The organism is Nocardiopsis eucommiae, from assembly GCF_965344335.1.
In the GTDB taxonomy this organism is placed as follows: domain Bacteria; phylum Actinomycetota; class Actinomycetes; order Streptosporangiales; family Streptosporangiaceae; genus Nocardiopsis; species Nocardiopsis eucommiae.
Genome location: NZ_CBDRIY010000007.1, coordinates 12,330 through 35,364 on the forward strand (window position 1 = coordinate 12,330; position 23,035 = coordinate 35,364).

Below are 23,035 nucleotides of genomic sequence, written 5' to 3' on the forward strand. Positions count from 1 at the left end.
ACACAGTCGCGTCCCACGGGGCCAGGTATCTCTTCCTTGACCGTCGTGTCGGGCCGCTTGAACCATGTGATGGTGCGCAACCGCCCAGGAACCGCCCCGGCCGCCGACCCCGTGTCCGTCGTCGACACCCTGCACGGCCACCCCGTCCCCGACCCCTACCGCTGGCTGGAGACCTCCGACTCCCCCGCGACCCTCCGCTGGTTGGCCGAGCGCGGTCGGGACTTCGAGCGGGAGGCGGCCACCTGGCCCCTGCGCGACCAGCTGGCCGAACGCATCCGGGCGCTGGTCGCCACCGATCTGTGGTCGCCGCCGGTCCACCGCTCCGGCGCGCTGTTCTGCACGGTCCGCCGTGCAGGGAGCGAGCACCCGTGTCTCGTGGTGTGGCCCCGGGACCCCGGGGGAACCGACACCACGGCTCCGGCCCCGGGTCCTCTGACCGTCCACGACCCCTGCGCGGACGACCCCACCGGCCGCACCACCCTGGACTCCTGGGAACCGAGCCCGGACGGCCGCCTGGTCGCCCTCCAGACCTCGTCGGGCGGGGTGGAACGCGGTGGCCTGCGCGTGGTCCGGACCGACACCGGAGCACGGGTCGGCCCGACCGTGTCCGGTGTGCGGTACTCACACGTGGCCTGGCTGCCCGGAGAGCGGCCCGCCTCCTTCTACTACGTGCGCCGCGACGGTGTCCGGGGGGTGCGCGGAGTGTGGCTGCGCCGGGTCGTGGACGGCGCCGAGACACTCGTGCACCCCTGCACGGGGCCGGGGACGGTACCGGGCGTGCGGGTCCTGGACGACCGCTGGCTGCTGGTCACCGAGAGCCACGGCACCGGGCACCGTACCGACCTGTGGCTGGCCGACCTGACCGCGCGTCCGCCCGAACAGCCGGACTTCCGGCCGCTCCAGGTGGACCACGAGGCCGAGACCGAGGTACGGGCGGGGCCGGACGGTCTGCTGTACCTGCGCACCACGCTGGACGCGCCCCGCCGCCGCGTGTGCGCGGTGGAGCCCGGAGCCCCCGACGGCTTGCTCTCCCCCGAGCACTGGCGGGAGGTGGTCCCCGAGGACCCCGGCGCGACGCTGGACGCCTTCTGCCCGCACCGCTCGGCCGGGGGCACGGCGCTGTTGGTGGTCCGCACCCGCCTGGGCATCAGCGAGGCCGCCGTGCACGACGCCGCCACCGGCGCCCGCTCCCACACCGTCGAGCTGCCGGGTGAGGGCATGGCCTCCGGGCCGGTGGCCGTACCGGACGGCACGGTGTTCCTCGGCTACGCGGACGTGGCCACCCAGCAGAGGGTCCTGCGGCTGGCGCCCGGGCACCGGACACCCGCGTCCTGGCCCTCCTCCGAGCGCCCCGGGGAGCGCACCGGCGCGCGGCCCGGGACCGCCGGGGCCGTCCCCTCCGTGGTCCGCACCGTGGAGTGGTGCCGGTCCTTCGACGGGACCCGGGTGCCGGTCACGGTCTTCGACGCCTCCGGTGGCTCCGGGTCGGGCCCGACCCTCCTGCACGCCTACGGGGGTTTCGGACGCCCGCGCCAGTTCGGGTTCAGCGCGACCGTGCTCGCCTGGCTGCTCTCCGGCGGACGCTACGCGGTGGCCCACGTCAGGGGCGGGGGCGACGCCGGACGCCGGTGGCACCTGGAGGGTTCGGGCCGGCACAAGACGCGGGCGGTGCGCGACCTGATCGCCGCCGCCGACACCCTGGTGTCCTCGGGGTGGTGCACGCGCGCCGAACTGTGCCTGTCGGGCGGCTCGGCCGGGGGGCTGCTCGTGCTGGCGGCCGCCACCTCCCGCCCGGACCTGTGCTCGGCGGTGATCGCCTCGGCCCCGCTGGCGGACATGGTGCGGTTCGAGCGGCTGGGGCTCGGGCGCATGTGGACTCGGGAGTTCGGCACCGTGTCCGACCCCGACGACTTCGCCGCGCTGGTCTCGTACTCCCCCTACCACCGCGCGTTGGACACCGCCCTGCGCACACCGGGGCTACGACATCCCAGCGTCCTGCTCACCGGGTTCGACGGCGACACCCGGACCGACGCCGCCCACCCGCGCAAGATGTGCGCGGCGCTGCTGGAGGCGGCGGGAGGGCGGGGCGACGGTCCGGCCGCGCTGCTGCGCTACGAACGCGACGTCGGGCACGGCCCGCGCGCGGTGAGCAGGGCCGTGGGACTCGCCGCCGACGCACACGCGTTCGCGGCCCACCGAACGGGGCTCACCGGGCGCTGACGGCACCCGGTTCGGCCCTGACCAAGAGGATCGACGGCACACAGAAAGCGAGGTGCGGTATGGACCCCATCGAGGTTGAGGTCGAGGATCTGGCGGAGGTGACCTCCCGCGACACCACCGCGGGCGGCGACAACGACGGCACCGACTCCAGTTCGGACTTCATCTGATCCGTGCCCGCCCGGCCCGCGCCGCCACGGCTCGGGCCGGGCGGGCCCCCGCCACCACGATCCGCGCGCCCGCAGAACCGCAACGTCCGACCCTCCCGGAAAGGGGACAGCCGTGACCGATCCCGGCAGCCTGTTCACCCGAACCCTGTGCGACGTCGTGGGCCGCGACGCACTCACCACCCGACTGTCGGAGGAGTTCGTCTTCGCCGACCTGGGCGCGGACGCCGTGCGTTCGCTCCTGACCTTCGACGACCTCAACGGGCTGTTGGCCGAGAGTGCCCCGGAGCCGCCCCGGCTGCGCCTGCACAAGGACGGCTCGCCGGTGCCGCCCGACCGCTACACGGACCAGGCCCGGGTCTCCCGGACCGAACGCCGGATCGTGCGCCCCGAGTCGCTGTACCGGGAGCTGCGCGCCGGGGCGAGCCTGGTGCTGGACGGCATCGACCGGATGCACCCGCCGATCGGTGCGGCCGCCGACGACCTCATGCGGCTGACCCGGGAGCGCGCGCAGGCCAACCTGTACCTGATCTGGGGTGAGTCCCGGGGCTTCGACACCCACTGGGACGACCACGACACGGTGATCGTGCAGGTGGAGGGGACGAAGCACTGGCAGGTGCACGGTCCGGGTTCGCGCCCCTACCCGATGCGCAACGACACCGACCACGCGCACACCCCGCCCCGGGACGCGGACGGCGAGCTGCACCTGGTGTGGGAGGGCGTGCTGCGCCCCGGTCAGGTGATCCACGTGCCGCGCGGCTGGTGGCACACGGTGACCGGCACCGGCGAGGTGAGCATGCACCTCACCTTCGGTTTCACGCGCGCGACGGGAGTGGACTGGGCGGACGCCCTGGTGCGCGGACTGTTCGAGGAGGAGACGTTCCGTCGGGACCTGCCCCGGTTCGCCGACCCCGACTCGCGCCGCAAGCACCGGCACGAACTGGTCGAACGGATCACGGAGCTGGCCGAGCGCCTGGATCTGGACACCTTCCTGGCCGAGCGGGACGCGCGCTTCCCCCGGCGCACGTCGTTCTCCCTGCCCTGGCCGGTGGAGGACGGGGTGCCCCCGGAGCACGCCCGGGTGGAGTTCGTCCCGATCCTGCCGCCCCCCGTGGTGCGGGAGGGCGAGGGCGGGGACGCCCGGACGGTGGTCACCGTCGCCGGGAAACGCTACCGGCTCCCCGTCGTGGCGGAGCCGGTGCTGGAGACGCTGGCCGAACACCGGGAGCTGTCCGTCGCGGTGCTGGCGGAACGCGCGGGCGTGGACGCGCCGACGTGCGCGCGGGTGGTGGCGGCGCTGGCCCGCCACCACCTGGTGCTGGTGCGCTGAGTGGGCGGGACTGGTCCGTCCCGCACCCGTCGGCTCGTCAGGACCGCCCCGGTGCCGGGTGCTCCGCCCCGCCCTTCCGACCGGAGCGCACGTAGGCCTCGACTCCGTCGAGGATGCGCTGGACGGCGAAGTCGAGGCCGCCCAGCGGCCCCTGGTCCTCGGCGTAGCCGGGCGGGTCCGCGGTGAAGGTGCCCTGGTCCAGGGTCCAGAGGATGGTCGGGAACTCCTCCGGGTCCATCACCCGGCGCAGCCCCCGGACCCACGCGTTCTCGCCCTCCTCCATGGGCACGCCGCGCTCCCGGGCCGCACGCGTCAGGTCCTGTTCCATCCGGAACAGGTCCCTGAGGGAGTAGGTGAGCAGCAGCAGGATCTGGAGCGACTCGGGAGCGTCGAGCCCCGAGGCGGAGACCTCGCGGAGCCCGGCCTCCATCCAGCGCAGGCCGTGGGGGCCGCTCGGCGGGCCGGACTGCGGGACGTAGGCGGCCCAGGGGTGTCTGCGGTACTGGGCGAGCGCGCCGTGGCACCACTCCTCGACCCCGGCGCGCCAGTCGCCGTCCTCCCGGGGACCGGCGGGGCGATCGGTCATGGCGGCGTCCAGCATCAGGAGGATCAGGTCCTCCTTGCTGTCCACGTGCCGGTAGAGCGACATGGTCGTGTACCCGAGCTCCCGGGCCACGCGCTGCATGGAGACGGCCTCCAGCCCCTCGGCGTCCGCCACCTCCACGGCGGCGTCCACGACCGCCGTCCGGCTCAGCCGGGGCTTGGGACCGCGTCTGGGTGTCTCCCGCAGTCCCCACAGGAGGTCGATCTCCCGGGTGGTCCCCGTCGTCGTCCGTTCTTCGCTCGTCATACCCCACCAGTCGTCGGTACCGCCCGCACGGGAGCCGCCGCGCCCCCGTCCCGTTGACACCCATCCTAGAACTGTGTATGACTTAAACATACACGTTTATCTGATACACAGTTTATGAGGCACACAGTCATGGAACCGTCGTCGCCCCCGGCCGTCAGGGCCAGGGGGCTCCACAAGCGCTACGGCGCCACCCGGGCCCTGGACGGGCTCGACCTCACCGTCGCCCCCGGCACCGTTCTCGGTCTCCTCGGCCCCAACGGGGCGGGCAAGACCACCGCCGTGCGCGTCCTGTCCACCCTCCTGCGACCGGACTCCGGCACCGCCGCCGTCGGCGGCCACGACGTGCTCACCGAACCGGAGCTGGTCCGCTCCGTCATCGGCCTGACCGGCCAGTACGCCTCCGTCGACGAGATCCTGACCGCTCGCGAGAACCTCGTGATGTTCTCCCGCCTCTACGGGTTCGACCGGAGCGGCGCCCGCGAGCGCGCCCGGGAGCTCCTGGAGCGGTTCGACCTCGTCGACGCCGCCGACCGGCCCGCCAGCGGCTACTCGGGCGGGATGCGCCGCCGCCTCGACCTGGCCGTCAGCCTCATCCAGGAACCCCGGGTCCTGTTCCTCGACGAACCCACCACCGGGCTGGACCCGCGCAGCCGCATCCAGGTGTGGGAGGCCGTCCGCGACCTCGTCGGCGGCGGCGCCACCGTGCTGCTCACCACGCAGTACCTGGAGGAGGCCGACCAGCTGGCCGACCGCGTCGCGGTCATCGACCACGGCCGGGTGATCGCGGAGGGCACGCCGGACACACTGAAGTCCCAGGTGGGCGGTGACCGCCTGGACGTGCTCGTGCACGATCCGGCGGACCTGTCCGCCGTGGCCGACCTGCTCGGCGCGGCCCTGACCGCCCCCGCCCGCGTGCACTCCGCCGAACGGCGGGTCAGCGTACCGGCCGAGGACCGGATGGCCGCGCTGACCGGCGCCGTGCGCGCCCTGGACGGATCCGGACTGAGGATCACCGACCTCGGGGTGCGCCGTCCCAGCCTCGACGAGGTCTTCCTGGGCCTGACCGGAACCGGGACCACCGCTGAGGAGGCCGCCCGATGACCACCACCTCCCCGCAGGCCCGGGGCACGTCGACCGCGTCCGGTCCGGCCCGCCTTCGCCGGGGCGGGGCCTGGACCGAGGTCCTGGTCCTCAGCCAGCGCAACCTGCGCCACATGGTGCGCGACCCCTTCGAGCTGGCGCTCGCGATCAGCATGCCGCTGCTGATGGTCCTGCTGTTCGGGTACGTGTTCGGTGACGTCATGTCCGGGACGGGGGCCGAGGACTACCGCACGTTCCTGGTGCCCGCCATGCTGGCCATGGTCATGCTGTACGGCGTCGCCGGGACCTCCGCCGGGATCGCGCGCGACACCGCGCGCGACGTCATGAGCCGGTTCCGGTCCATGCCCATGGCCCCGATGGCGATCCTGGGCGCGCGCACGCTCACCGACATGGTGCGCGCCGCGCTGGAGATCATCCTCCTGCTCGGCTGCGGCGCCCTGATCGGCTGGCGCTTCGAGGACGGCGTCGGCGGCGCGCTGGCCGCCGTGGGACTCCTCCTGCTCTTCCGGTTCGCCCTGGTGTGGCTCGGGGTCCTGATCGGCCTGTACGCGGCCAACCCCGACACGGCGAGCATGCTGGTCTACCCGCTCGCGTTCCCGCTCACCATGCTGTCCACGAGCTTCCTGCCCTCCACCGCGATGCCGTCGTGGCTGGCCCCGATCGCCGAGTGGAACCCGCTCTCGGCCGTGGTCAGCGCCACTCGCGAACTGTTCGGCAACGAGGTACTGCCCTCGGACACCTGGCCCGCGCAGAACGCGCAGCTCCTGGCCCTGGTCGTGCCCACGGTCCTGGTGGCCGTGTGCGTCCCGCTGTCGCTGCGCCGCTTCCGTGCCCTGAACCACTGACCACGCGGGTCCGTCGGAGCACGTCCGACGGACCCGCACGGCACACCCTTCCCCCAGGACACGAGGGTCCCAGGATTCGGCAAACGTCCAGGCCGACGCATTGCCACGGTCGGGATGGTTAGGGTAGCCTCACTTACTAGGCGCACGTGAACACGACCCGTCCGGTCGCCGACGTCTCACGCCCCGGACCAGTCCGTTCCGCATCGCGACGAAGGGTTGCCAGGTGACTCCAGATCCGCTCGACGCCTTCCGGGGCGTCAGCGCGCGGCTGAAGTTCGCGCCCCTGCCCGAGCTCACCGACGCCGACCGGCTCCACGGCCGACCGGTGGACGGCGTCCAGTTCCACAGCGTCACCTCGATGACCCGTCACGACTGGCTCCCCGTCCTGTTCGACAAGCTCCGGACCGAGCACGGACCCGGCCACCGGCTCCCCGCCGCCACCAACTTCCTGCGGGTCACCCTGCGCGAGCCCGTGTTCCTGGTATCCGCCTGCCTGTACCTCACCGGACGCGGCCCCCTGCTCACCCCCGACACCCTGTACCTGCCCTGGGACACCGCCCGGAGCAGGTTCGACACACCCACCGTGGCCGCCCCACGCACCGCGGTCCTGCCCGACGACCCCGCCGCCGACCACCCCGACACCGTGGTCGCCCGCGACGAGGTCGAGCAGCTGCGACTCGTCGCGGAGGCGTTGTTCGCCACCGTCGAGCCGCTGGTCGCGGCCCTGCACGCGCACTCACGCGCGGGCAAGCGCACCCTGTGGGGCTGGGTCCTGGACACCCTGCACTTCTACATGCTCAACCCGGCCCGCTACCTGGGCCGGGACGCCGAGCAGGCCTGGGAACTGGCCACCCGGCTCGGTGACGCGGTGGTCGAGGCGGGCGCCGTGACCCGCAGACGGCCACGCCTGTTCCCGTTCGCCCCCGACCACCCCCGGGGCACCTGGGCGGTCCGGGGCACCTGCTGCTTCGACTACAAGGGCGACCCCGAGCACGGCTTCTGCACCACCTGCCCGCTCAAGTGCGACAGTGAACGCCAGGAGGCCCTGTCGGAGTGGCTGCGCGACCCCGCGCTCGCCCCCTGACAGGACCTCTCCCCCGGGCTCCGCTCAGGTCACCGGGACCTCGACCGGGCCGGTGAAGTAGGGCTCGAAGAGCACCCGCTCCGCCTCGATCTCGCCGGGGACGGTGATGGCGCCGTCGGCGGTCTGCCCGGGGTCCAGGGTCTGGACGCCGAGTTCGTTGGCGTCCATAGCGATCGCGTCGCCCGGACTGTGCTCCTCCCCCTCGGTGTCCACCACGACGAAGTAGAGCGGGTTGACGTCCAGGGCGTCCGCGCCGGTGTTGGTGACGGTCACCTCGACGCTGGTGAACTCGCCCTCGACGTAGAGGGAGCTCGGCTCGAACTCGGTCGCCGTAGCGGTCAGTTCCGCCTCTGAGGGGACGTCCTCGCCCGGTGCCTCCTCGGTCTGTTCGAGGCCCGGTTCGCCGCCGCTGGAGGCGTTGCGGTCCGCGAGGACCAGCGCCACCGCCGCGCAGCCGCCCAGGGCCAGGAGCAGCAGGAGCAGGACGCCGCAGCCGATCCCGATGATCTTGCCCCACGGGGTCGGCTTCGACGGCGGAGGGCCGTAGCCGCCCGCCCCCGGGGGGCCGTACCCGCCCGGGTGGCCGTAGCCGCCCTGGGCTCCGTAGTTGACCGGCTCGCTCGGGTAGCCGCCGTATCCGGGGGCGTAACCCGCGTGCTCGTAGCCCGCGCTGCCCGGTCCGCTGGGCCCCTGGGAGTACTCACCCGGATCCGGCTGTCCGGGGCCGCCCCCGTAGGGGCCCGGCTGGCCCGGCGGCGGGCCGAAGGAGGGTCCCCCACCCGTCTGCGGTCCCTGTGGACCACCGGGGGGCTGCTGCCACGAGGGCTGCCCGCCGGGAGGCCGCTGCCACGAGGGCTGGCCTCCCGACCACGCGTCCCCGGGAGGACCGTCCGGAGGCTGGCCTCCCGGAGGCACACCACCGGGCGGCGGCCCTCCGTGGAGCGCCCCGCCAGGGTACGGGCCCCCGGGAGGGGCATGGGGCGGCTGCCCCCAGGGGGGCGTGCCGTGCGGGGGTGCCGCTCCCGGCGGGGGCTCGTGCCGGGGCTCCCCCGGCGGCTGCGGGCCGCCCTCGATCGGATCACCGGGATCCCCCGGCCGCCACTCCTCCGGCGGGTGGTGGTTGACCGGATCCTGGTCCGGCCGCTCACCGGCCCCCTCCTCGGGCTCCCGATCACTCACCCAGAACACCCCTTCGTCCAGCGGCACGTCCCACCGAGCGCGGCGGGCACCTCAGAACCGCACCGTAACCGCGCCCAGGAGGGGCGGAGCGGAGATCAGCGGGCGTTTCCGGTAAAGGTCGGGATGTGATTGCCCCGTGCTCGGAGGGCGAGAACGAACACCGGGACGGTGAACAGGGCGGCGAACAGGTTCAGGCCGCCGAAGCCCACCGTCGCCAGGACCACGCCGGACGAGGCGGCCGCCGCGGCGGCGCCCAGGTTCATCGCCAGGTCGCTGAACCCCTGCGCTCGGGGGCGGACCTCGGCGGGGAGAGACTCGGCCAGCAGCGCACTGGCCGAGACCAGGCCGAAGGACCAGCCGAGGCCGAGCAGCACCAGCCCGGTGGTCACCAGCGCCTCACTGTGCCCCGCGGTTCCGGCGACGGCCGCGGCCACCAACAGGATCACCTGCCCGGTGAGAAGCACGGGCGTGCGTCCCCAGCGATCCGCCAGCCATCCCACCAGCGGCGAGAGCCCGTACATCCCCGCGATGTGCAGGGAGATGGTCAGCCCGATGACAGTGAGCTCGGCTCCGTGGTGCGTCAGGTGGACCGGTGTCATCGTCATGACCGAGACCATCGTGGTGTGGCTGGCGACGACCCCCACCACGGCGAGCAGCGCCGCCGGGGTGCGGCCGATCGCCCGCAGCGCGTCCACCAGCCCGACCCGACCCCTCGGCACCCGCCCCTGGTCGGCGTCGATCCGGGCGGCCTCAGCGGTCGCGGTCAGCAGCGGGTCGGGGCGCAGCAGGACCGCGATCAGCACTCCGCCGCCGAGGAAACCGGCCGTGGTGAGCAGGACCGGGCCCAGCAGGTCGGGCAGGCCGAGCAGGACGGCCAGGCCCCCGGTCGGACCGATGAGGTTGGGGCCCACCACCGAACCGGCGGTGGTCGCCCACACCACGACGGACAGGTCACGGCCCCGGCTGCGTTCGGTGGCCAGGTCCGCGGCGGCGTGCCGGGCCTGGAGGTTCGTGGCGGTCCCCGCGCCGACCAGGAGCATGCCGACCAGGAGGAGCGCGAAGAGGTCGAGGAGCGTGGCGGCGACGACCACGGCACCGCCCAGAGCGCCGAAGAACCAGCCCAGGGACAGACCGGGCCGACGACCGCTCCGGGCCGCCAACGAGGCCAGGGGCAGAGCGAAGACGGCGGCGCCCAGGGTGATCATGGTGGTGGCCATCCCCGACCACGCGTCCGAACCGCTCAGTTCGAGGGCGATGAGCGCGCCCACCGCGAGCATGGCTCCCATACCGAGGCTGCCGACGACCTGGGCCAGCATGAGGACGAGGACGGTACGCCGTTGCAGGCGGGTCCGGGCCGCCGTCGAGAGGGGGTCCCCGTACCTGTGAGTTCGTGTGGACACGAGGCTGATACTCCGATTCGTCCGGCCAACGGATGAATCGTAGTCCTCCGCTCCGGCGCGGACCAGGCCGGGTCCGATCCCTCAGCCCCGCCCGTAGCGCCACCGCAGGAAGTCGTGCTCACGCTCGACGTAGCGCATCTCCGCGTAGAGCAGGTCGGGGTCGTCGGCGTGGACCACCACCCCGCCGACGGGGATGACCGGCCAACGGGCGAACGCCCAGAACCGCCGGGTGTAGGGGCCCCACAGGACGACCCAGGCGCCCTGCTTCTGCCACTCGATGTGTTCGGCGACCCGGCGCCGCTCCTCGTCGCGTTCGTCCATGGCGCCTGTGGACATACCCGGGACCCGGATGTCCGATCAGGCCGGAACCGGCCAATTCAGGGGGTTTCCGACCATGCGACGCCCGTGCCACGGGCACGGGCGTCGCGCGTGGTGCGGGCCGGTCAGCGACCGGCGACGAGGTCACTGCCCGGGACCGGCTCGGCCGGGTCGTTGCCGAGCGCGACGACGCGGTTCTCCGCGTCCACGTGCACGACGTGCTGGACGTGGTCGGCCCGCTCCCGCTCGTCCACCTGGGCGTAACCGATGATGATGACCAGGTCACCGGGGCTCACCAGGCGCGCGGCGGCGCCGTTGATCCCGATGACCCCGCTTCCCCGCTCACCGACCAGGGCGTAGGTGACCAGGCGGGCGCCGTTGTCGATGTCGACGATGTGGACCTGCTCGCCGTCGACGATGTCGGCGGCGTCCATCAGGTCGGCGTCGATCGTGACCGATCCCACGTAGTGCAGGTCGGCCTGGGTGACCGTCGCGCGGTGGATCTTGCCGTTCATGAGGGTGCGCAGCATGGACGAAGCCTCGATTCAGGATGTGTCGCGGACTACAGGCCCCCGGAGGGGTCCCGTGCGTATCCCATGATGGCGCCCCGGCTGAACCGGTTCGACCACCGGGGCGCCCTCACGCTAGTTGAAGGAGGAGTAGGCCACCACTCCGCGCCGGACGAGGTCGGCCGCCTTGCGGGCCTTGCCGCGCACATGCGGGTCGGCGGCGGCCCCGGCGATCTGGCTGAGCATGTCCACGAGCATCTTCGCGGTGCGCACGAAGTCGCCCGCGGTCATGTCGGACTGGCGCAGGATCGCGTCGAGCCGGTCGCCGCGCGCCCAGCGGTGCGCGGTCCAGACGAAGCCGAGGTCGGGCTGGCGCAGGAACGACACACGGTGGCGCGCCTCCACCTCGTTGAGCTCGCCCCACAGCCGCGTCATCTCGGCCAGCGCCTCCTCCACCCTGCCCTCGGGCAGCCTCGGGTAGGCGTCGTCGTTGCGGCGTGCCTCGTAGACCAGCGCCGCGGCGCAGGCGGCCAGCTCGACCGGGTTCAGGTCCTCCCACACGCCCCGGCGCAGGCACTCGGCCACCAGCAGGTCGAGCTCGGAGTAGATCTTCGCCAGCTTGCCGCCGTCCTCGGAGACGTCGTCGCCGGAGAGGTACTCCAGGTCCTCCAGCACGCCGCACACCCGGTCGAAGGTCCGGGAGATGACGTGCGAGCGGCCCTCCACACGGCGGCGCAGGGCGTCCGTCTCCTTCTGGAGTCGGAAGTACCGCTCGGCCCAGCGGGCGTGGTCCTCGCGGTCGGAGCAACCGTGGCACGGGTGCTCCCTGAGCTCGGCGCGCAGCCGCTGGACCTCGGGGTCCTCCTGGGCCCCCCGTCCCCTGCCCCGCTCGAAGGACGGGTCGGTGCCCCGCTCCTTGAGCTTGTTGCGCAGGGTCGAGGCCAGGTCCTGGCGCGAGCGCGGTGAGCGCGCGGAGAACGACTTGGGGATGCGCATGCGCCCCGAGGGGTGCACCGGCACCGGGAAGTCGCTGGAGTTGACCCGCTTGACCTGCTTGTCGACGGTGAGGACCAGCGGTGCGGGCAGGTCGTGCCGCAGGCCCGGGTCCAGGACCACCGCGTGGCCCGAGTAGCGCCCCGCCGGGATCCGGATGATGTCGCCCGGGCGCAGCCGCTCCAGGCTCTCCAGCGCCTCGTCCCGGCGCTGGGACGAACGGTTCCTGGCCAGCAGGGACTCGCGGTCGCTCAGGGCCCGCCGCAGACGGGCGTACTCCATGAAGTCCCCGAGGTGGCACTCGGCGGCGCTGGCGTAGCCCTCCAGGGCCTCCTCGTGCTTGCGCAGCTGCTTGACCAGTCCCACCACGGCGCGGTCGGCCTGGAACTGGGCGAAGGACGCCTCCAGCATGTTCCGGCTGCGCTGACGGCCGACCTGGCCGACCAGGTTCACCGCCATGTTGTACGAGGGTTGGAAGCTGGAGTTGAGGGGATAGGTGCGGGTGCCCGCCAGGCTGGCCACCGACTCGGGGTCGGTCCCGGCCTGCCACACGACGACCGCGTGCCCCTCCACGTCGATTCCGCGCCTGCCCGCACGTCCGGTGAGCTGCGTGTACTCACCGGGGGTGAGCGAGGCGTGGGTCTCGCCGTTCCACTTGTCGAGCTTCTCGATCACCACCGTGCGCGCGGGCATGTTGATGCCCAGGGCCAGCGTCTCCGTGGCGAAGACCGCCCGGATCAGCCCCTTCGAGAACAGGTGCTCGACGATCTCCTTGAAGGTGGGGAGCATCCCCGCGTGGTGCGCGGAGATGCCCGCCTCCAGGGCGCGCAGCCAGGAGTCGAAGCCGAGCACGGTCAGGTCCGCGCGCGGGATGTCCGCGCAGCGCGACTCCGCGTACTCCCGGATGTGGGCGGCCTCGTCCGGGGTGGTGAGCACCAGTCCGGAGGCCACGCACTGGCGGACGGCGTCGTCGCATCCGGCGCGGCTGAAGATGAAGGTGATCGCCGGGAGCAGGCCCTCGGCGTCCAGTTCCTCGATGATCATCGGCCGCGAGGGCGGGGCGAAGCGGGTGCGCGGACGCACGTTGCCCCGGGCCCGGGTCTGCGGGTGGCGCCGCCGGTTGGCCAGCTGGGTGGTGCGGGAGTCGTCCTCCGCCGTGCGGGTCAGGTAGGGGTTGATGAGCAGCTTGCGCCCGCCCACCTGGATCTCGCGTGGGCGCTGGTGCTGGGCGCGGCGTCGTTCCCGTTTGCGCCTGCTCCGGCCGCCGCCCTCGTCACCGTCCTCGGTGCCGTCCCCACCGCCGGTCTCCTCCGGCCGTTCGTCGACGAACAGGTCGTGGATGCGCCTGCCCACCATCACGTGCTGCCACAGCGGGACGGGGCGCTTCTCGTCGACGATCACCGTGGTGTCGCCGCGCACCTGCTGGAGCCACTCACCGAACTCCTCGGCGTTGCTGACGGTCGCGGAGAGGGCGACCATCCGCACCGACTCGGGGAGGTGGATGATCACCTCCTCCCACACCGCGCCCCGGAAGCGGTCCGCGAGGTAGTGCACCTCGTCCATGACCACGTAGGCCAGCCCGCCGAGGGTGGACGACCCCTCGTACAGCATGTTGCGCAGCACCTCGGTGGTCATGACGACCACGGGCGCCTCACCGTTGACGCTGTTGTCACCGGTGAGCAGGCCGACCTGGTCGGCGCCGTAGCGCCGGACCAGGTCGTTGTACTTCTGGTTCGACAGGGCCTTGATCGGCGTCGTGTAGAAGCACTTGGTGCCCTCGTTGAGGGCCTGGTGCACGGCGAACTCACCGACCACGGTCTTGCCGGAGCCGGTCGGCGCGGCGACCAGCACCCCGTGTCCGCCCTCCAGGGCCTTGCAGGCCCTGATCTGGAAGGGGTCGAACTCGAACCCGTAGAGCCCCTGGAAGGCCTCGATCGCGGCGCTGGAGGCGTTCTGGCGCCGGCGGAAGGCGGCGTAACGCTCGGAGTGACTACTCATAGGATTCCCAGCCTATGAGGTCAGCTCCAGCATCTCGACCGACTTCGGCACCACCTCGCACACCAGCGTCGGAATGCCCGTGGGCTCGCCGTCCGCGTAGGCGGTCCCGGCCTCTCCCCGGATGGTGACGACGCGTCCCCGCCTGAACACCACCTCGTCCAGGCCCAGGTGGGTTCCGGCGAAGACCCGCGGGAAGAGGCGCAGGAACCGGCCGAGCGGTCCCTTCCTCACGAAGACCACGTCGAGCAGCCCGTCGTCGGGGACGGCCTCGGCGCACACGTGCATGCCGCCACCGTAGGCGCTGGTGTTGCCGACCGCCACGAGCATGCCGGGTTCACGGATCCGTTCGTCGTCCACCTCGATCTCGAAGTCGATGGCCTTGAAGGAGCGGAGCTCGGCCGCGAGCCCGACGAGGTAGCCGAACCGGCCCATCCCGAACCGGAAGTTGTTCACCCGCTCGTTGACCCGGGCGTCGAAGCCGCAGGCCAGAACGCTCATGTAGTAACGCTGACGGCCGTCGGCGGTGGTCAGGCGGATCACGTCGCTGGCCCGGGTGCGCCCGGCCAGGATCGCCTCCGCGATCTGGTCGGCCGACCCCTCGGGGGCCCCGAAGGCCCGGGCCACGTCGTTGCCGCTGCCAGCCGGGATCACCGCGAGGGGCACCCCGGTGCCGACCACTCCCTGAAGAACCTGGTGTACCAGGCCGTCGCCGCCCACCGCGACCAGAGCGTCCGGGCGGTCCGCGGCGGCCAACCTGGCCAGCCTGCGGCTGTCGGCGGCCGATCGGCCCGTGTAGACGTGCACGCGCGCGCCCTGGGCGCGCAGGGCCTCCTTCAGCCGCACGGCGATGATCGCGGCGCGGCGACGGCCGGAGGCCGGGTTGACCAGAAGGGCGACATGAGGGGACATATGCCGGTCCTTACCTACCCACAAAGGGGAACGAAAGGGTGTACGGGGTCAGGTGAGGAGCCCGTACACCCGCGCGCCCGGGTGCGGGTGGTCCGATCAGTCGTCCTCGGTCGTGGACTCCCGCTCGGATTCCTCACGTTGGCGGCGATGGTACTCCTCCATCGCCTCCGGCGTGTTCAGCGGGGAGGGAACCCAGGTCGCCTCGACCTCGGTCTCGCCGCGCTGGATCGCGGCCTCCTCCTCGGTGAGGTACTCCTCCGGGATGTCGAACTCACCGTCACGGGCGCCCAGGACGAAGGCCTCCCATTCGGCGGGGGTGAAGAACAGGGTGCCCTTCTCCGGGGACTTGCCGTCGCGCACCGCGCGGAAGCCGTCCTCGAACTCGGCGACCTCCACGACCGCCTCGGACTCCTCCTTGGACAGCGAGGAACGCAACCACACCGCGTGCGTGGTGTCGTGCCACTTCTCGTTGCCCATGGCCTCGGGCGGCAGGTCCCTCTTGGCCTCTGTCTGCTCGCTCATCAGCACTTCCTAGTCCGGGAGCCCGCTCGGGAGGGGGCTCCTTGGTGTCCCAGCGGTGGGAGGGGGCGGACGGCGGTGCACGGCCCGGACGTCCGGGGCCTCCCCAGCCGAACCCTAGCGCGTCACGCGACGGCTCAGGAGCGCTTGCCGGAGCCGCCGTCGGAGTCGGTCTCGCCCAGCGGGGCGGGCGTGTAGTCCAGTTCCGAGGGCTGGTCGTCGAGCTCGGATATCTGGTCGTCGTCCAGCTCACTGGTGGGATCGCGACGCTTCTTGCGGCGGTCGTTGAAGAAGCAGAACACCTCGGCGATCTCGAAGAGGATCACGAGGGGAACCGCCAGCGCGAGCATGGAGATCGGCTCGGCCGGGGTGATGATGGCGGCGATCAGGAAGGCGGAGAAGATGATGACCCGGCGCCACTTGGCGATGGTCTCGTGGGTCAGGATGCCGACGATGTTGAGCAGGACCACCAGCAGCGGCATGACGAAGCCCAGACCGAACATGCTCATCATGATGAGCATGTAACTGAGGTACTCACCGATGGTCAGGTACGGGTCCGCGTCGTCGGGCAGGAACCCGAAGAGCATCTGGAGCGCGAGCGCGGTGATCGAGTAGGCCAGGGCCGCGCCGGCGACGAAGAGGATCCCGGCCAGCGGGGCGAAGATGTAGGCGTACTTCTTCTCACCGCTGTGCAGTGCCGGGGCCACGAAGGCCCACAGCTGGTAGAGCCAGAGCGGGGCCGTGACCAGAGCCCCGACGAAGATCCAGACCTTGAAGGCGACGAAGAAGGCGTCGAAGGGTCCGGTGACGATCAGCGAGCAGCCGCCGCCGTCGACCACCTGGGACGCGGGCAGCGAGCAGTAGGGCTGGGTGAGGAAGTCCCAGATCCGGTCGTAGAAGACGAAGCCGACCACGGCTCCCAGACACAGGATGAGCAGGACCTTGGCCAGCCTGTTGCGCAGCTCGCGCAGGTGGTCCATGAGCGGCATCCGGGCGTCCGGGTTGGCTGATCGGCCTCGGGACCTCATCTTGCGGTCACTCTCTTCTCCTTGGGCCCGCTCCGAGCGCGGACGCTCCCCGCTGACGACAGCCGACCGGCGCGGCACCCTCCGGTACCACGCCGGTCCACCGGAACGGTCTAGTTGTTGTAGGTCTGGTTGGTCGGCTCACCGGACTCGTTCACGATGCGCTGGCCGGGGGGAAGCTGCGGGTAGCCCTGCTGCGGCTGCTGGTTCTGCTGCGGCGCGGGGTTCTGCTGGGCCTGCTGCGCCTGCTGACCCTGCGGCTGCTGCTGGGCCTGCTGACCCTGCTGGTCCTCGGACTCGTTGTTCTCGTCGTCGACCAGGCCCTTGCTCTCGGCCTTGAGGATACGAGCGCTGCGCCCCAGGGAACGGGCCAGGTCCGGAAGCTTCTTGGCTCCGAACAGCAGAATGGCCAGGATCACCAGGATGGCGATGGTAGGTCCGTTGAACGGTCCCATGGTTCTACCTCTCTGTGGGGCGCGACCAAGCGCCTCTGATGGTACGCGCGTTCGTCCGCGGGGCCGTCATGTCCCAGCACCGCCACGGCGGACGCGCTCACGCAGGTCAGCGCTGCTCGCCTGGTACCCGCCCGCCGCCCGTGCCACCCCATCGGACAGCACCGAGGCCGCGCGGCGCACCCTCAGACCGAGGGCGCCGACGACGAGCACTCCTGCGCAGAACACGACGCAGAGGACAGCGAAGGCGATCACGGGTTCACCATATCCCGTCCGCGATGACCTACACCCCACCCCCCGGTGAACAGGTGCGCGTCACTCCGGAGACGAAGTGGTCTCGACCAATTCGACGCGGTTCCGAGCATCGCGGTAGTGCCCCAGGGCACGCTCGGCCTCGGCCCTGACATCCTTCGCCAGCGCCAACGGAGACACCACGCGCCCCTCCCGTCCCAGGGACAACGCCAGCCGGGACACCCAGGCGGGGGCCGGGGTACGCAGGGTCGCCCTGGCCTCGCCGCCGGGCAGTTCGGTCACCGCCTCGCAGACGTAGTCCTCGGTCACCCAGCGCGCGGAGGGCTCCAGCGCCAGCGTCACCAGGGCGTCGCGCTCGGAGCGCTGGAGGACCCCCGCGGACAGGTCGCGGCGGGCCACGCCCTCGGGCACCTGGGCGGCGAAGGGCAGAAGGGTCAGTTCCAGGACCCGGTCCAGACGGAACAGCCGCACGGCCTCGCGCAGGTGGCAGTAGCCCTCCAGGAAGGTCTGGCCGTCCTGGACCACCAGCCCCATGGGATCGACGTCCCGCTCGGTCACCTGGTCCAGGTAGCCCGACAGGTACCGCAGGTGCAGACGCTGGCCGCCGTTGAGGGCCTCGGCGCAGCGCCGCTGGGTCCGGGCCACCTGCTCGTCCACCTCGACCCGTACCTGCACGGCGTCGGCCAGGTCGCTCACGGCCGCACCGGCGGCCGTGCGCAGCTTCTCGCCCACCCGGGTGAGCGCCCCGCCCTCGATCCCCTGGGCCTCGGGCAGCGCCTCCAGCAGGGACAGGCCCACCACCAGGCTGGCCGCCTCGTCCGCGGTCAGCCGCAACGGCTGGGCCAGGGTGTCGGCGTTGGCGATGATGATCTCGCCGGTCTCGCGGGCCGCGTCCAGGTCGACGTCGATCAGGTCACCGGGGGTGTACCCGGGCAGACCGCACATCCACAGCAGGCTCAGATCGGAGACCACCTGCTTCTCGCTGAGTCCGAAGTGCCGGGCCACCTCGGGCACACGCACGTCACGCCCGAGCGCGTACGGGACCAGCATGAGGAGTCGGCGCAGCTGGTCGGCGGAGCGGGGGCCGCGCGCCGGAGCCTCCACGCCCTCCCGTTCCATCGTCGCGTCGCCCTCCTCGGCCACGGCTGAGCCCTCCACCACCCCGGCCAGGTGGTCGGCCATCGCCGCGCGGACCTGCTCGGGCTCCACCACCACCGCGCGCGAGCCGTGCGAGGCCACCTGGCGCACCAACCCCGTGGTGCTGGTGTAGGGCAGGGTGAGCGTGTCCCAGCCGTCACCGGTGCTGTCCCGCTCCCCCGGGACCACGCGGAGCGCGAGGCGGCGCAGGTCGTGAGCGGCCTCGGTACGCACCCGCAGGGTCGCGGTGCGCTCGGGCACGGCGCTCTGCTGGGAGACCACCGAGCGCAGGTCCACCCCCTCGGGGACGACCACGTCGGGTCCGGTCCGCACGACGGTGACACCGCCCCGCATCCGGCCGAGACGGAACACCCGTCGGGCGTCACGCAGCCGGTCGTGGCCGACCACGTACCAGTGGCCGCGCAGGTTGACGATGCCCCACGGCTCGACCTCCCGCCGCTGGGCCGTGCTCTCCCCGGGCTTGCGGTAGTCGAAGGAGATGGGACGGCGGTCGCGGACCGCCTGCCACACGGGGCCGAAGGCGGGTTCGTCGGTGCGCATGGCGGGGGTCAGCCCGGGCGCCGCCTCGGTGTCCACCGGAACCCCGGCAGAGCGGAGCTTGAACAGGGCGTTGGCGGCGGCCTCGCCCAGGGAGGCGTGGCGCCAGGCGCGGGCGGCCAGGCCCAGCACGACGGCCTCGTCGGGCAGGAGCTCGATCTCGGGCAGCTCGTAGTCCGAGCGGGAGATCCGGTAGCCCTCCTCCCCGCTGACGGCGTCCCCGGTACCGACCTGGATGGGGATGCCGCTGTCGCGCAGCTCCCGCTTGTCCCGCTCGAACATGCGCTTGAACGCCGACTCGGTGTCCGCCTCGGCATACCCCTGCACCGTCGCCCTGATCTCCTGGGCGGTCAGGTGACGCCGCGTGGACAACAGGCAGATGACCAGGTTCAGTTGCCGTTCGGTCTTCCTGCGCGACATCGTCCGCACTCCTCTAGCCCGCTGTTCTGCCCGCTGTGGTGGACCGGGCGGGGCCGCGAGGGCGCGTCCTCCCACCTTCGGTTCAGGTCCGACGGTACCGTGCCCAGCATGATCCGGTGGCGCCGCGGTGAAGTCCTTCAGATCCTCCCCTCCTGGCCCGGGGTCCGCGTGTGCGCGGTGGCCGTGCCCGTCGGCGGGGACGGGCCGGACCAGACCGTGACCTGCACCGCCCTGGCCTACACGGACCTGGTGGGAGCCCCCGAAGTGGGCGACACGGTGCTGCTCAACACCGGAGCCCTGGACCTCGGGCTGGGCACCGGCGGATACGCGATGGTGGTGGCGGTCCCCGACCGCCTGCCCGCCGACCGCGAGGGTCCCGGGCACCTGGTGAAGGCCCGCTACACACCGCTCCAGGCCACCGTGCTGGGCGCGGACGAACAGGGCGCGCCCCACCACGAGGCGCTGCGCACGGCGGAAGGGGTCGACGGGATGCCCGTGGTCGTGGCCGACCTGCACTCCTCGCTGCCCGCCATCCTGGCCGGGGTGCGGGTCGAGCGCCCCGGGACACGGGTGGTCCACGTGATGCTCGACGGCGGCGCGCTGCCCGCCGCGTTCTCGAGGATCCTGGGGGCGCTGCGGGAGGACGACCTGCTCCGGGGGTGCGTGACCACCGGTCAGGCCTTCGGCGGCGACCTGGAGGCGGTGACCGTGCACTCGGGTCTGCTCGCCGCCCGCCACGTGCTGGACGCGGAGATCGCGGTGGTCTGCCAGGGTCCGGGCAACCTGGGCACCGGCACCCCGTGGGGGTTCTCCGGTGTCTCCTGCGGCGAGGCGGTCAACGCGACCGCCGTCCTCGGCGGCCGCCCGGTCGCCAGTCTGAGGGTCAGCGAGGCCGACGCCCGTGAACGGCACCGGGGGGTGTCACACCACAGCCTGACCGCCTACGGGCGGGTGGCCCTGGCCCCGGCGGACGTCGTGGTGCCCCGGCTGCCCGGGTTCTTCGGCGAGCGCGTCCGCGACCAGGCCTGGCCCCTGGGAGAGCGCCACACGCTGGTGGAGGTGTCCGTGAACGGCCTGGAGGACGAGGTGCGCGCGCTTCCGGTGAAGGTGTCAACGATGGGGCGCGGGCTGGACGAGGACCGGTCGGCCTTCCTCAGCGCGGCCGCCGCCGGGCGTCACGCCGCGACGCTCATCGCGAGTTGAGGTCACGCCCCTCGTCCCGGCCGATCCGCTGGTCGGAGTCGTGGCTCCCGTCGTACTGGGCGCCCGGGTAGGGGATCTCGAAGCCGGGGATCGGCGTGCGGCGGGTCGCGGCCATCATGTGGTCGGAGGGCACGTCGAAGTACCTCCCGGGCCGGAACATGGCCAGGGAGGTCGGTTCGGCGCGCACGCCCTCGTCCACCCGGAGCGACTCCGGCACGAACACCCTTCCGTCGCCGCAGGTCACACCCCATTCACGCCCCGGACCAGCGGAGACGATCTGGCCCGCGTCGCCTCCCTCGACCTCGTCGGAGAGCCGCCCGCCGCACAGGGTGATCCGGGCGCCGCCGAACATCGCGAAGGCGCCCGGGTAGGGGTCGGCCAGGGCGCGCACCATCCGGTCCACGTCCCGTCCGGCCGCCGCCAGGTCGAGGTGGCCGTCGCTGGGGCGGCGCCGGGGCCACTCCGAGCCGTGCCCTCTCTGGGGGCGCCGGGGCGCGTTCCCCTCCAGGAGGGCGTCCAGGTTCCGCACGAGCAGTTCGGACTGGAGGTGCCCGGTACGGTCGTACAGCCCGGACGCGGTGACGTCCTCGGCCACGTCGAACCAGATCCGGTCGACGACGTCTCCGGAGAAGGCCTCCCGTGTCAGGTGGAAGAGGGTGACGGCGCTGGAGCGCATGTCGCGCAGGATCGTCCACGGGATGGGGGCGCGGCCCCGTCCGACCGGGAGCGGGGAGGGGTGCAGTCCCACGCCGCCCAGGGGCAGTGAGGCCAGGACGTCCTCGTGCACCAGCTGCGACCAGCCCGCGACCACCATCAGGTCGATCCGGTGGGCGGCGAGGGCGTCGCGCACCTCGTCGGTGTTGATGTCGGCCGCCCGCAGGTGGGGCAGGCCGTGCCGACGGGTGACCTCCTCGAAGTCCGTGTAGCCGGAGCGGTGCGCGAGCTCGGCCGGGTAGGAGACCACCAGGCTCGGCGGGCTCCCCTGGGCGCAGAGCTCCTCCAGGGCCGGGACCCCGAGGCGCAGGCCCGACACGTAGCAGTACCGCCGCTGGTCCGGCATGGCTCCCCCTCGCCGCTGCTCTCCGTGAGCCACCGACTCTACGCACGCTGACCACGCCTTCTCGGCAGCGGCGCCCCGCTCTGCGTGTCACCGTCTCCGTCGCGAGCGCCGTGATCGTGCCGGGCGGACGGACCGGACGCGGACGGACACGCCGCCGCCCCCGCGTGCTCTGGGCTCGCGGGGGCGGCGGTGCGTGTCGTTCGGGGAGGGGGCTACTCCTCGGTCTCCTCCGGGTCCTCGGCGACCTCGTCGCCACCGGCGTCCTCCGCGGGCTCCTCCTGCTCGGGCGGCGGCGGGTTGTCGTAGGCGCCCAGCACGTCGACCACGAACACCAGGGGGCCGGCCGGAGCACCCATGGCCTCCTCCTCGGTGTTCCCGTACGCCAGGTCACCGGGGACGACCAGCATGACGCGGCTGCCGACCTTCTGGCCGACGATGCCCTCGTCCCAGCCCTCGATCACCGCACCGGCACCGATGGTGGTGTCGAAGGGGATCCCGCCCTGGTTCCAGGAGGAGTCGAAGACGTCGTGCTCGCCGTTCTCGTCGGCCTCCCAGCGCACGCCCGTGTACTGGACGATGACCTGCTGGCCCGCCTCGACCTCGGCGCCCTCGCCCTCGATCAGCGGAGTGACCTCGAGTTCGTCGGGGGCGTCGGCGTCGGGGACCTCGATCCGGGGCTGGCTGTGCCCGTCCTGCGTCACCGTCGGCAGGTCGCCGCCGCCGTCGCTGGTCTGCTCACCCGGGACGACGGCTCCCTTGCTGAACCGGTCGACCATGTCGATCACCAGGACGCTGGCACCCTCGGGGGCGGGCTGGCCCATGGACTCGGCCTGGGTCTTCTCCTCCTCGCTCAGCGGCGGGAAGACGTAGACCGCACGGCTGCCGATGGGCTGGCTGACCAGGGTCTCGGTGATGTACTCGGGCATCTGGTCCATGCGGATGAGGTCCGGAGCACCGTTCTCGTAGCTGGACTGGCCCTCGACCGGCTCACCCTCGCCGGGCGCCGTCCACTGGTACTGGACGACGTTCGCGATGACCAGGTCGTCCGCGCCGACCAGGGCGTCCTCGCCCGCGCCCTTGCTCACGACACCCGAGATCTCCTCGTCCGGAGGCTCGATGTCGGGGAAGGTGATCTCGGGCTCCTCGCCGACATCACCGGTGACCTGGGGCAACCGGGAGTCGAGCGTGTCGTCGTTCATGCTGAGGAAGGCGGGGGTACGCCAGTCCTCCGGGAGCGAGGAGCAGCTGGAGACCGCCAAGGCGATGGCGGTCAGTGGCACCGCGAGGGCGGCAGCACGTCGGTGCATGGGTCACAACCTCTGATTTCCGGCTCAGGACAGGGTCACACTACCGAACAGTCGGAGTGTGGCCAGCCCCTGGAGGCTTCCCGATCGGGTTTTCGGCCGAGGGGAATCCGGACGGGGCGCCCTCCGAAAGCGAAGAGGCAGGTGGGAGCAGCACCGAGGCCCCGGGGTGGCCGTCTCCGGCCGACCCCCGGGGCCGTGCGAA

20 protein-coding genes are annotated in these 23,035 nt (G+C 72.4%); 6 read left to right on the top strand and 14 right to left on the bottom strand.

Annotation, left to right across the window (positions count from 1 at the left end):
- Positions 1-69 precede the first annotated feature (69 nt).
- Together ACRWK8_RS05935 and ACRWK8_RS05940 are read left to right on the top strand one after the other, a co-directional pair.
- Positions 70-2,220 carry a prolyl oligopeptidase family serine peptidase gene (locus tag ACRWK8_RS05935; protein WP_431868953.1) on the top strand — a complete coding sequence of 717 codons (2,151 nt, stop codon included), beginning with the start codon at positions 70-72 and terminating at the stop codon, positions 2,218-2,220.
- 279 nt (positions 2,221-2,499) lie between these two features.
- On the top strand, positions 2,500-3,714 hold the full coding sequence (locus tag ACRWK8_RS05940; protein WP_378744195.1) for a JmjC domain-containing protein: 1,215 nt from the start codon (positions 2,500-2,502) through the stop codon (positions 3,712-3,714).
- 37 nt (positions 3,715-3,751) lie between these two features.
- On the opposite strand, the gene ACRWK8_RS05945 is transcribed toward ACRWK8_RS05940, so the two are convergent.
- Positions 3,752-4,564 carry a TetR/AcrR family transcriptional regulator gene (locus ACRWK8_RS05945; RefSeq protein WP_378744168.1) on the bottom strand — a complete coding sequence of 271 codons (813 nt, stop codon included), beginning with the start codon at positions 4,562-4,564 and terminating at the stop codon, positions 3,752-3,754.
- Positions 4,565-4,678: 114 nt separating this feature from the next.
- Between ACRWK8_RS05945 and ACRWK8_RS05950 the strand changes: the two genes are divergently transcribed.
- The 3 genes from ACRWK8_RS05950 (at position 4,679) to ACRWK8_RS05960 (ending at position 7,594) form a co-directional block, all read left to right on the top strand.
- Positions 4,679-5,665, top strand: a complete 987-nt coding sequence (locus ACRWK8_RS05950; RefSeq protein WP_378744144.1) for an ATP-binding cassette domain-containing protein — start codon at positions 4,679-4,681, stop codon at positions 5,663-5,665.
- The gene (locus ACRWK8_RS05955; RefSeq protein WP_431868814.1) at positions 5,662-6,510 is read left to right on the top strand and encodes an ABC transporter permease; all 849 of its coding nucleotides are present in this window, start codon (positions 5,662-5,664) and stop codon (positions 6,508-6,510) included. The genes ACRWK8_RS05950 and ACRWK8_RS05955 overlap by 4 nt, the downstream gene beginning before the upstream one ends.
- A gap of 223 nt (positions 6,511-6,733) precedes the next feature.
- Positions 6,734-7,594 (top strand): ferric iron reductase, encoded by an 861-nt coding sequence (locus tag ACRWK8_RS05960; protein WP_431868816.1) that lies wholly within the window; start codon positions 6,734-6,736, stop codon positions 7,592-7,594.
- A gap of 24 nt (positions 7,595-7,618) precedes the next feature.
- Here ACRWK8_RS05960 and ACRWK8_RS05965 read toward each other — a convergent pair whose 3' ends face one another.
- The 11 genes from ACRWK8_RS05965 to ACRWK8_RS06015 all read right to left on the bottom strand — a co-directional run bounded on the left by ACRWK8_RS05965 (position 7,619) and on the right by ACRWK8_RS06015 (position 19,263).
- Positions 7,619-8,773 (bottom strand): DUF4352 domain-containing protein, encoded by a 1,155-nt coding sequence (locus ACRWK8_RS05965; RefSeq protein ID WP_431868818.1) that lies wholly within the window; start codon positions 8,771-8,773, stop codon positions 7,619-7,621.
- 95 nt (positions 8,774-8,868) lie between these two features.
- Complete coding sequence (locus tag ACRWK8_RS05970; protein ID WP_378744103.1) at positions 8,869-10,173, bottom strand: MFS transporter; 1,305 nt, start codon at positions 10,171-10,173, stop codon at positions 8,869-8,871.
- Between the two features lie 81 nt (positions 10,174-10,254).
- Complete coding sequence (locus tag ACRWK8_RS05975; protein WP_378744094.1) at positions 10,255-10,494, bottom strand: hypothetical protein; 240 nt, start codon at positions 10,492-10,494, stop codon at positions 10,255-10,257.
- 122 nt (positions 10,495-10,616) lie between these two features.
- Positions 10,617-11,021: an aspartate 1-decarboxylase gene (gene panD, locus ACRWK8_RS05980; protein WP_378744076.1), complete on the bottom strand. Its 405-nt coding sequence runs from the start codon at positions 11,019-11,021 to the stop codon at positions 10,617-10,619.
- A 114-nt stretch (positions 11,022-11,135) separates the two neighbouring features.
- Positions 11,136-13,991, bottom strand: a complete 2,856-nt coding sequence (locus ACRWK8_RS05985) for a DEAD/DEAH box helicase (RefSeq protein WP_431868821.1) — start codon at positions 13,989-13,991, stop codon at positions 11,136-11,138.
- A 12-nt stretch (positions 13,992-14,003) separates the two neighbouring features.
- On the bottom strand, positions 14,004-14,900 hold the full coding sequence (locus ACRWK8_RS05990) for a diacylglycerol/lipid kinase family protein (RefSeq protein ID WP_378744046.1): 897 nt from the start codon (positions 14,898-14,900) through the stop codon (positions 14,004-14,006).
- 96 nt (positions 14,901-14,996) lie between these two features.
- Positions 14,997-15,422, bottom strand: coding sequence for a DUF397 domain-containing protein (locus ACRWK8_RS05995; RefSeq protein WP_378744039.1), 426 nt, complete (start codon positions 15,420-15,422; stop codon positions 14,997-14,999).
- A gap of 134 nt (positions 15,423-15,556) precedes the next feature.
- On the bottom strand, positions 15,557-16,408 hold the full coding sequence (gene tatC, locus ACRWK8_RS06000) for a twin-arginine translocase subunit TatC (protein ID WP_378744389.1): 852 nt from the start codon (positions 16,406-16,408) through the stop codon (positions 15,557-15,559).
- A 149-nt stretch (positions 16,409-16,557) separates the two neighbouring features.
- Positions 16,558-16,899, bottom strand: coding sequence for a Sec-independent protein translocase subunit TatA (gene tatA / locus ACRWK8_RS06005; RefSeq protein WP_378744031.1), 342 nt, complete (start codon positions 16,897-16,899; stop codon positions 16,558-16,560).
- Positions 16,900-16,965: 66 nt separating this feature from the next.
- On the bottom strand, positions 16,966-17,151 hold the full coding sequence (locus tag ACRWK8_RS06010) for a hypothetical protein (protein ID WP_378744020.1): 186 nt from the start codon (positions 17,149-17,151) through the stop codon (positions 16,966-16,968).
- 60 nt (positions 17,152-17,211) lie between these two features.
- Positions 17,212-19,263 carry a helix-turn-helix transcriptional regulator gene (locus tag ACRWK8_RS06015; protein ID WP_378744012.1) on the bottom strand — a complete coding sequence of 684 codons (2,052 nt, stop codon included), beginning with the start codon at positions 19,261-19,263 and terminating at the stop codon, positions 17,212-17,214.
- Between the two features lie 108 nt (positions 19,264-19,371).
- On the opposite strand from ACRWK8_RS06015, the gene ACRWK8_RS06020 reads away from it, so the two are divergent.
- A complete protein-coding gene (locus tag ACRWK8_RS06020) occupies positions 19,372-20,466 on the top strand; it encodes a DUF3866 family protein (RefSeq protein ID WP_378744005.1) in 1,095 nt (364 codons plus the stop codon).
- Here the strand turns inward: ACRWK8_RS06020 and ACRWK8_RS06025 are convergent.
- Together ACRWK8_RS06025 and ACRWK8_RS06030 are read right to left on the bottom strand one after the other, a co-directional pair.
- Positions 20,453-21,526 carry a methionyl-tRNA formyltransferase gene (locus tag ACRWK8_RS06025; protein WP_378743994.1) on the bottom strand — a complete coding sequence of 358 codons (1,074 nt, stop codon included), beginning with the start codon at positions 21,524-21,526 and terminating at the stop codon, positions 20,453-20,455. The two genes, ACRWK8_RS06020 and ACRWK8_RS06025, sit on opposite strands and share 14 nt — an antisense overlap.
- 212 nt (positions 21,527-21,738) lie before the next feature.
- A complete protein-coding gene (locus tag ACRWK8_RS06030) occupies positions 21,739-22,833 on the bottom strand; it encodes an FKBP-type peptidyl-prolyl cis-trans isomerase (protein ID WP_431868825.1) in 1,095 nt (364 codons plus the stop codon).
- Between the last annotated feature and the right edge of the window lie 202 nt (positions 22,834-23,035).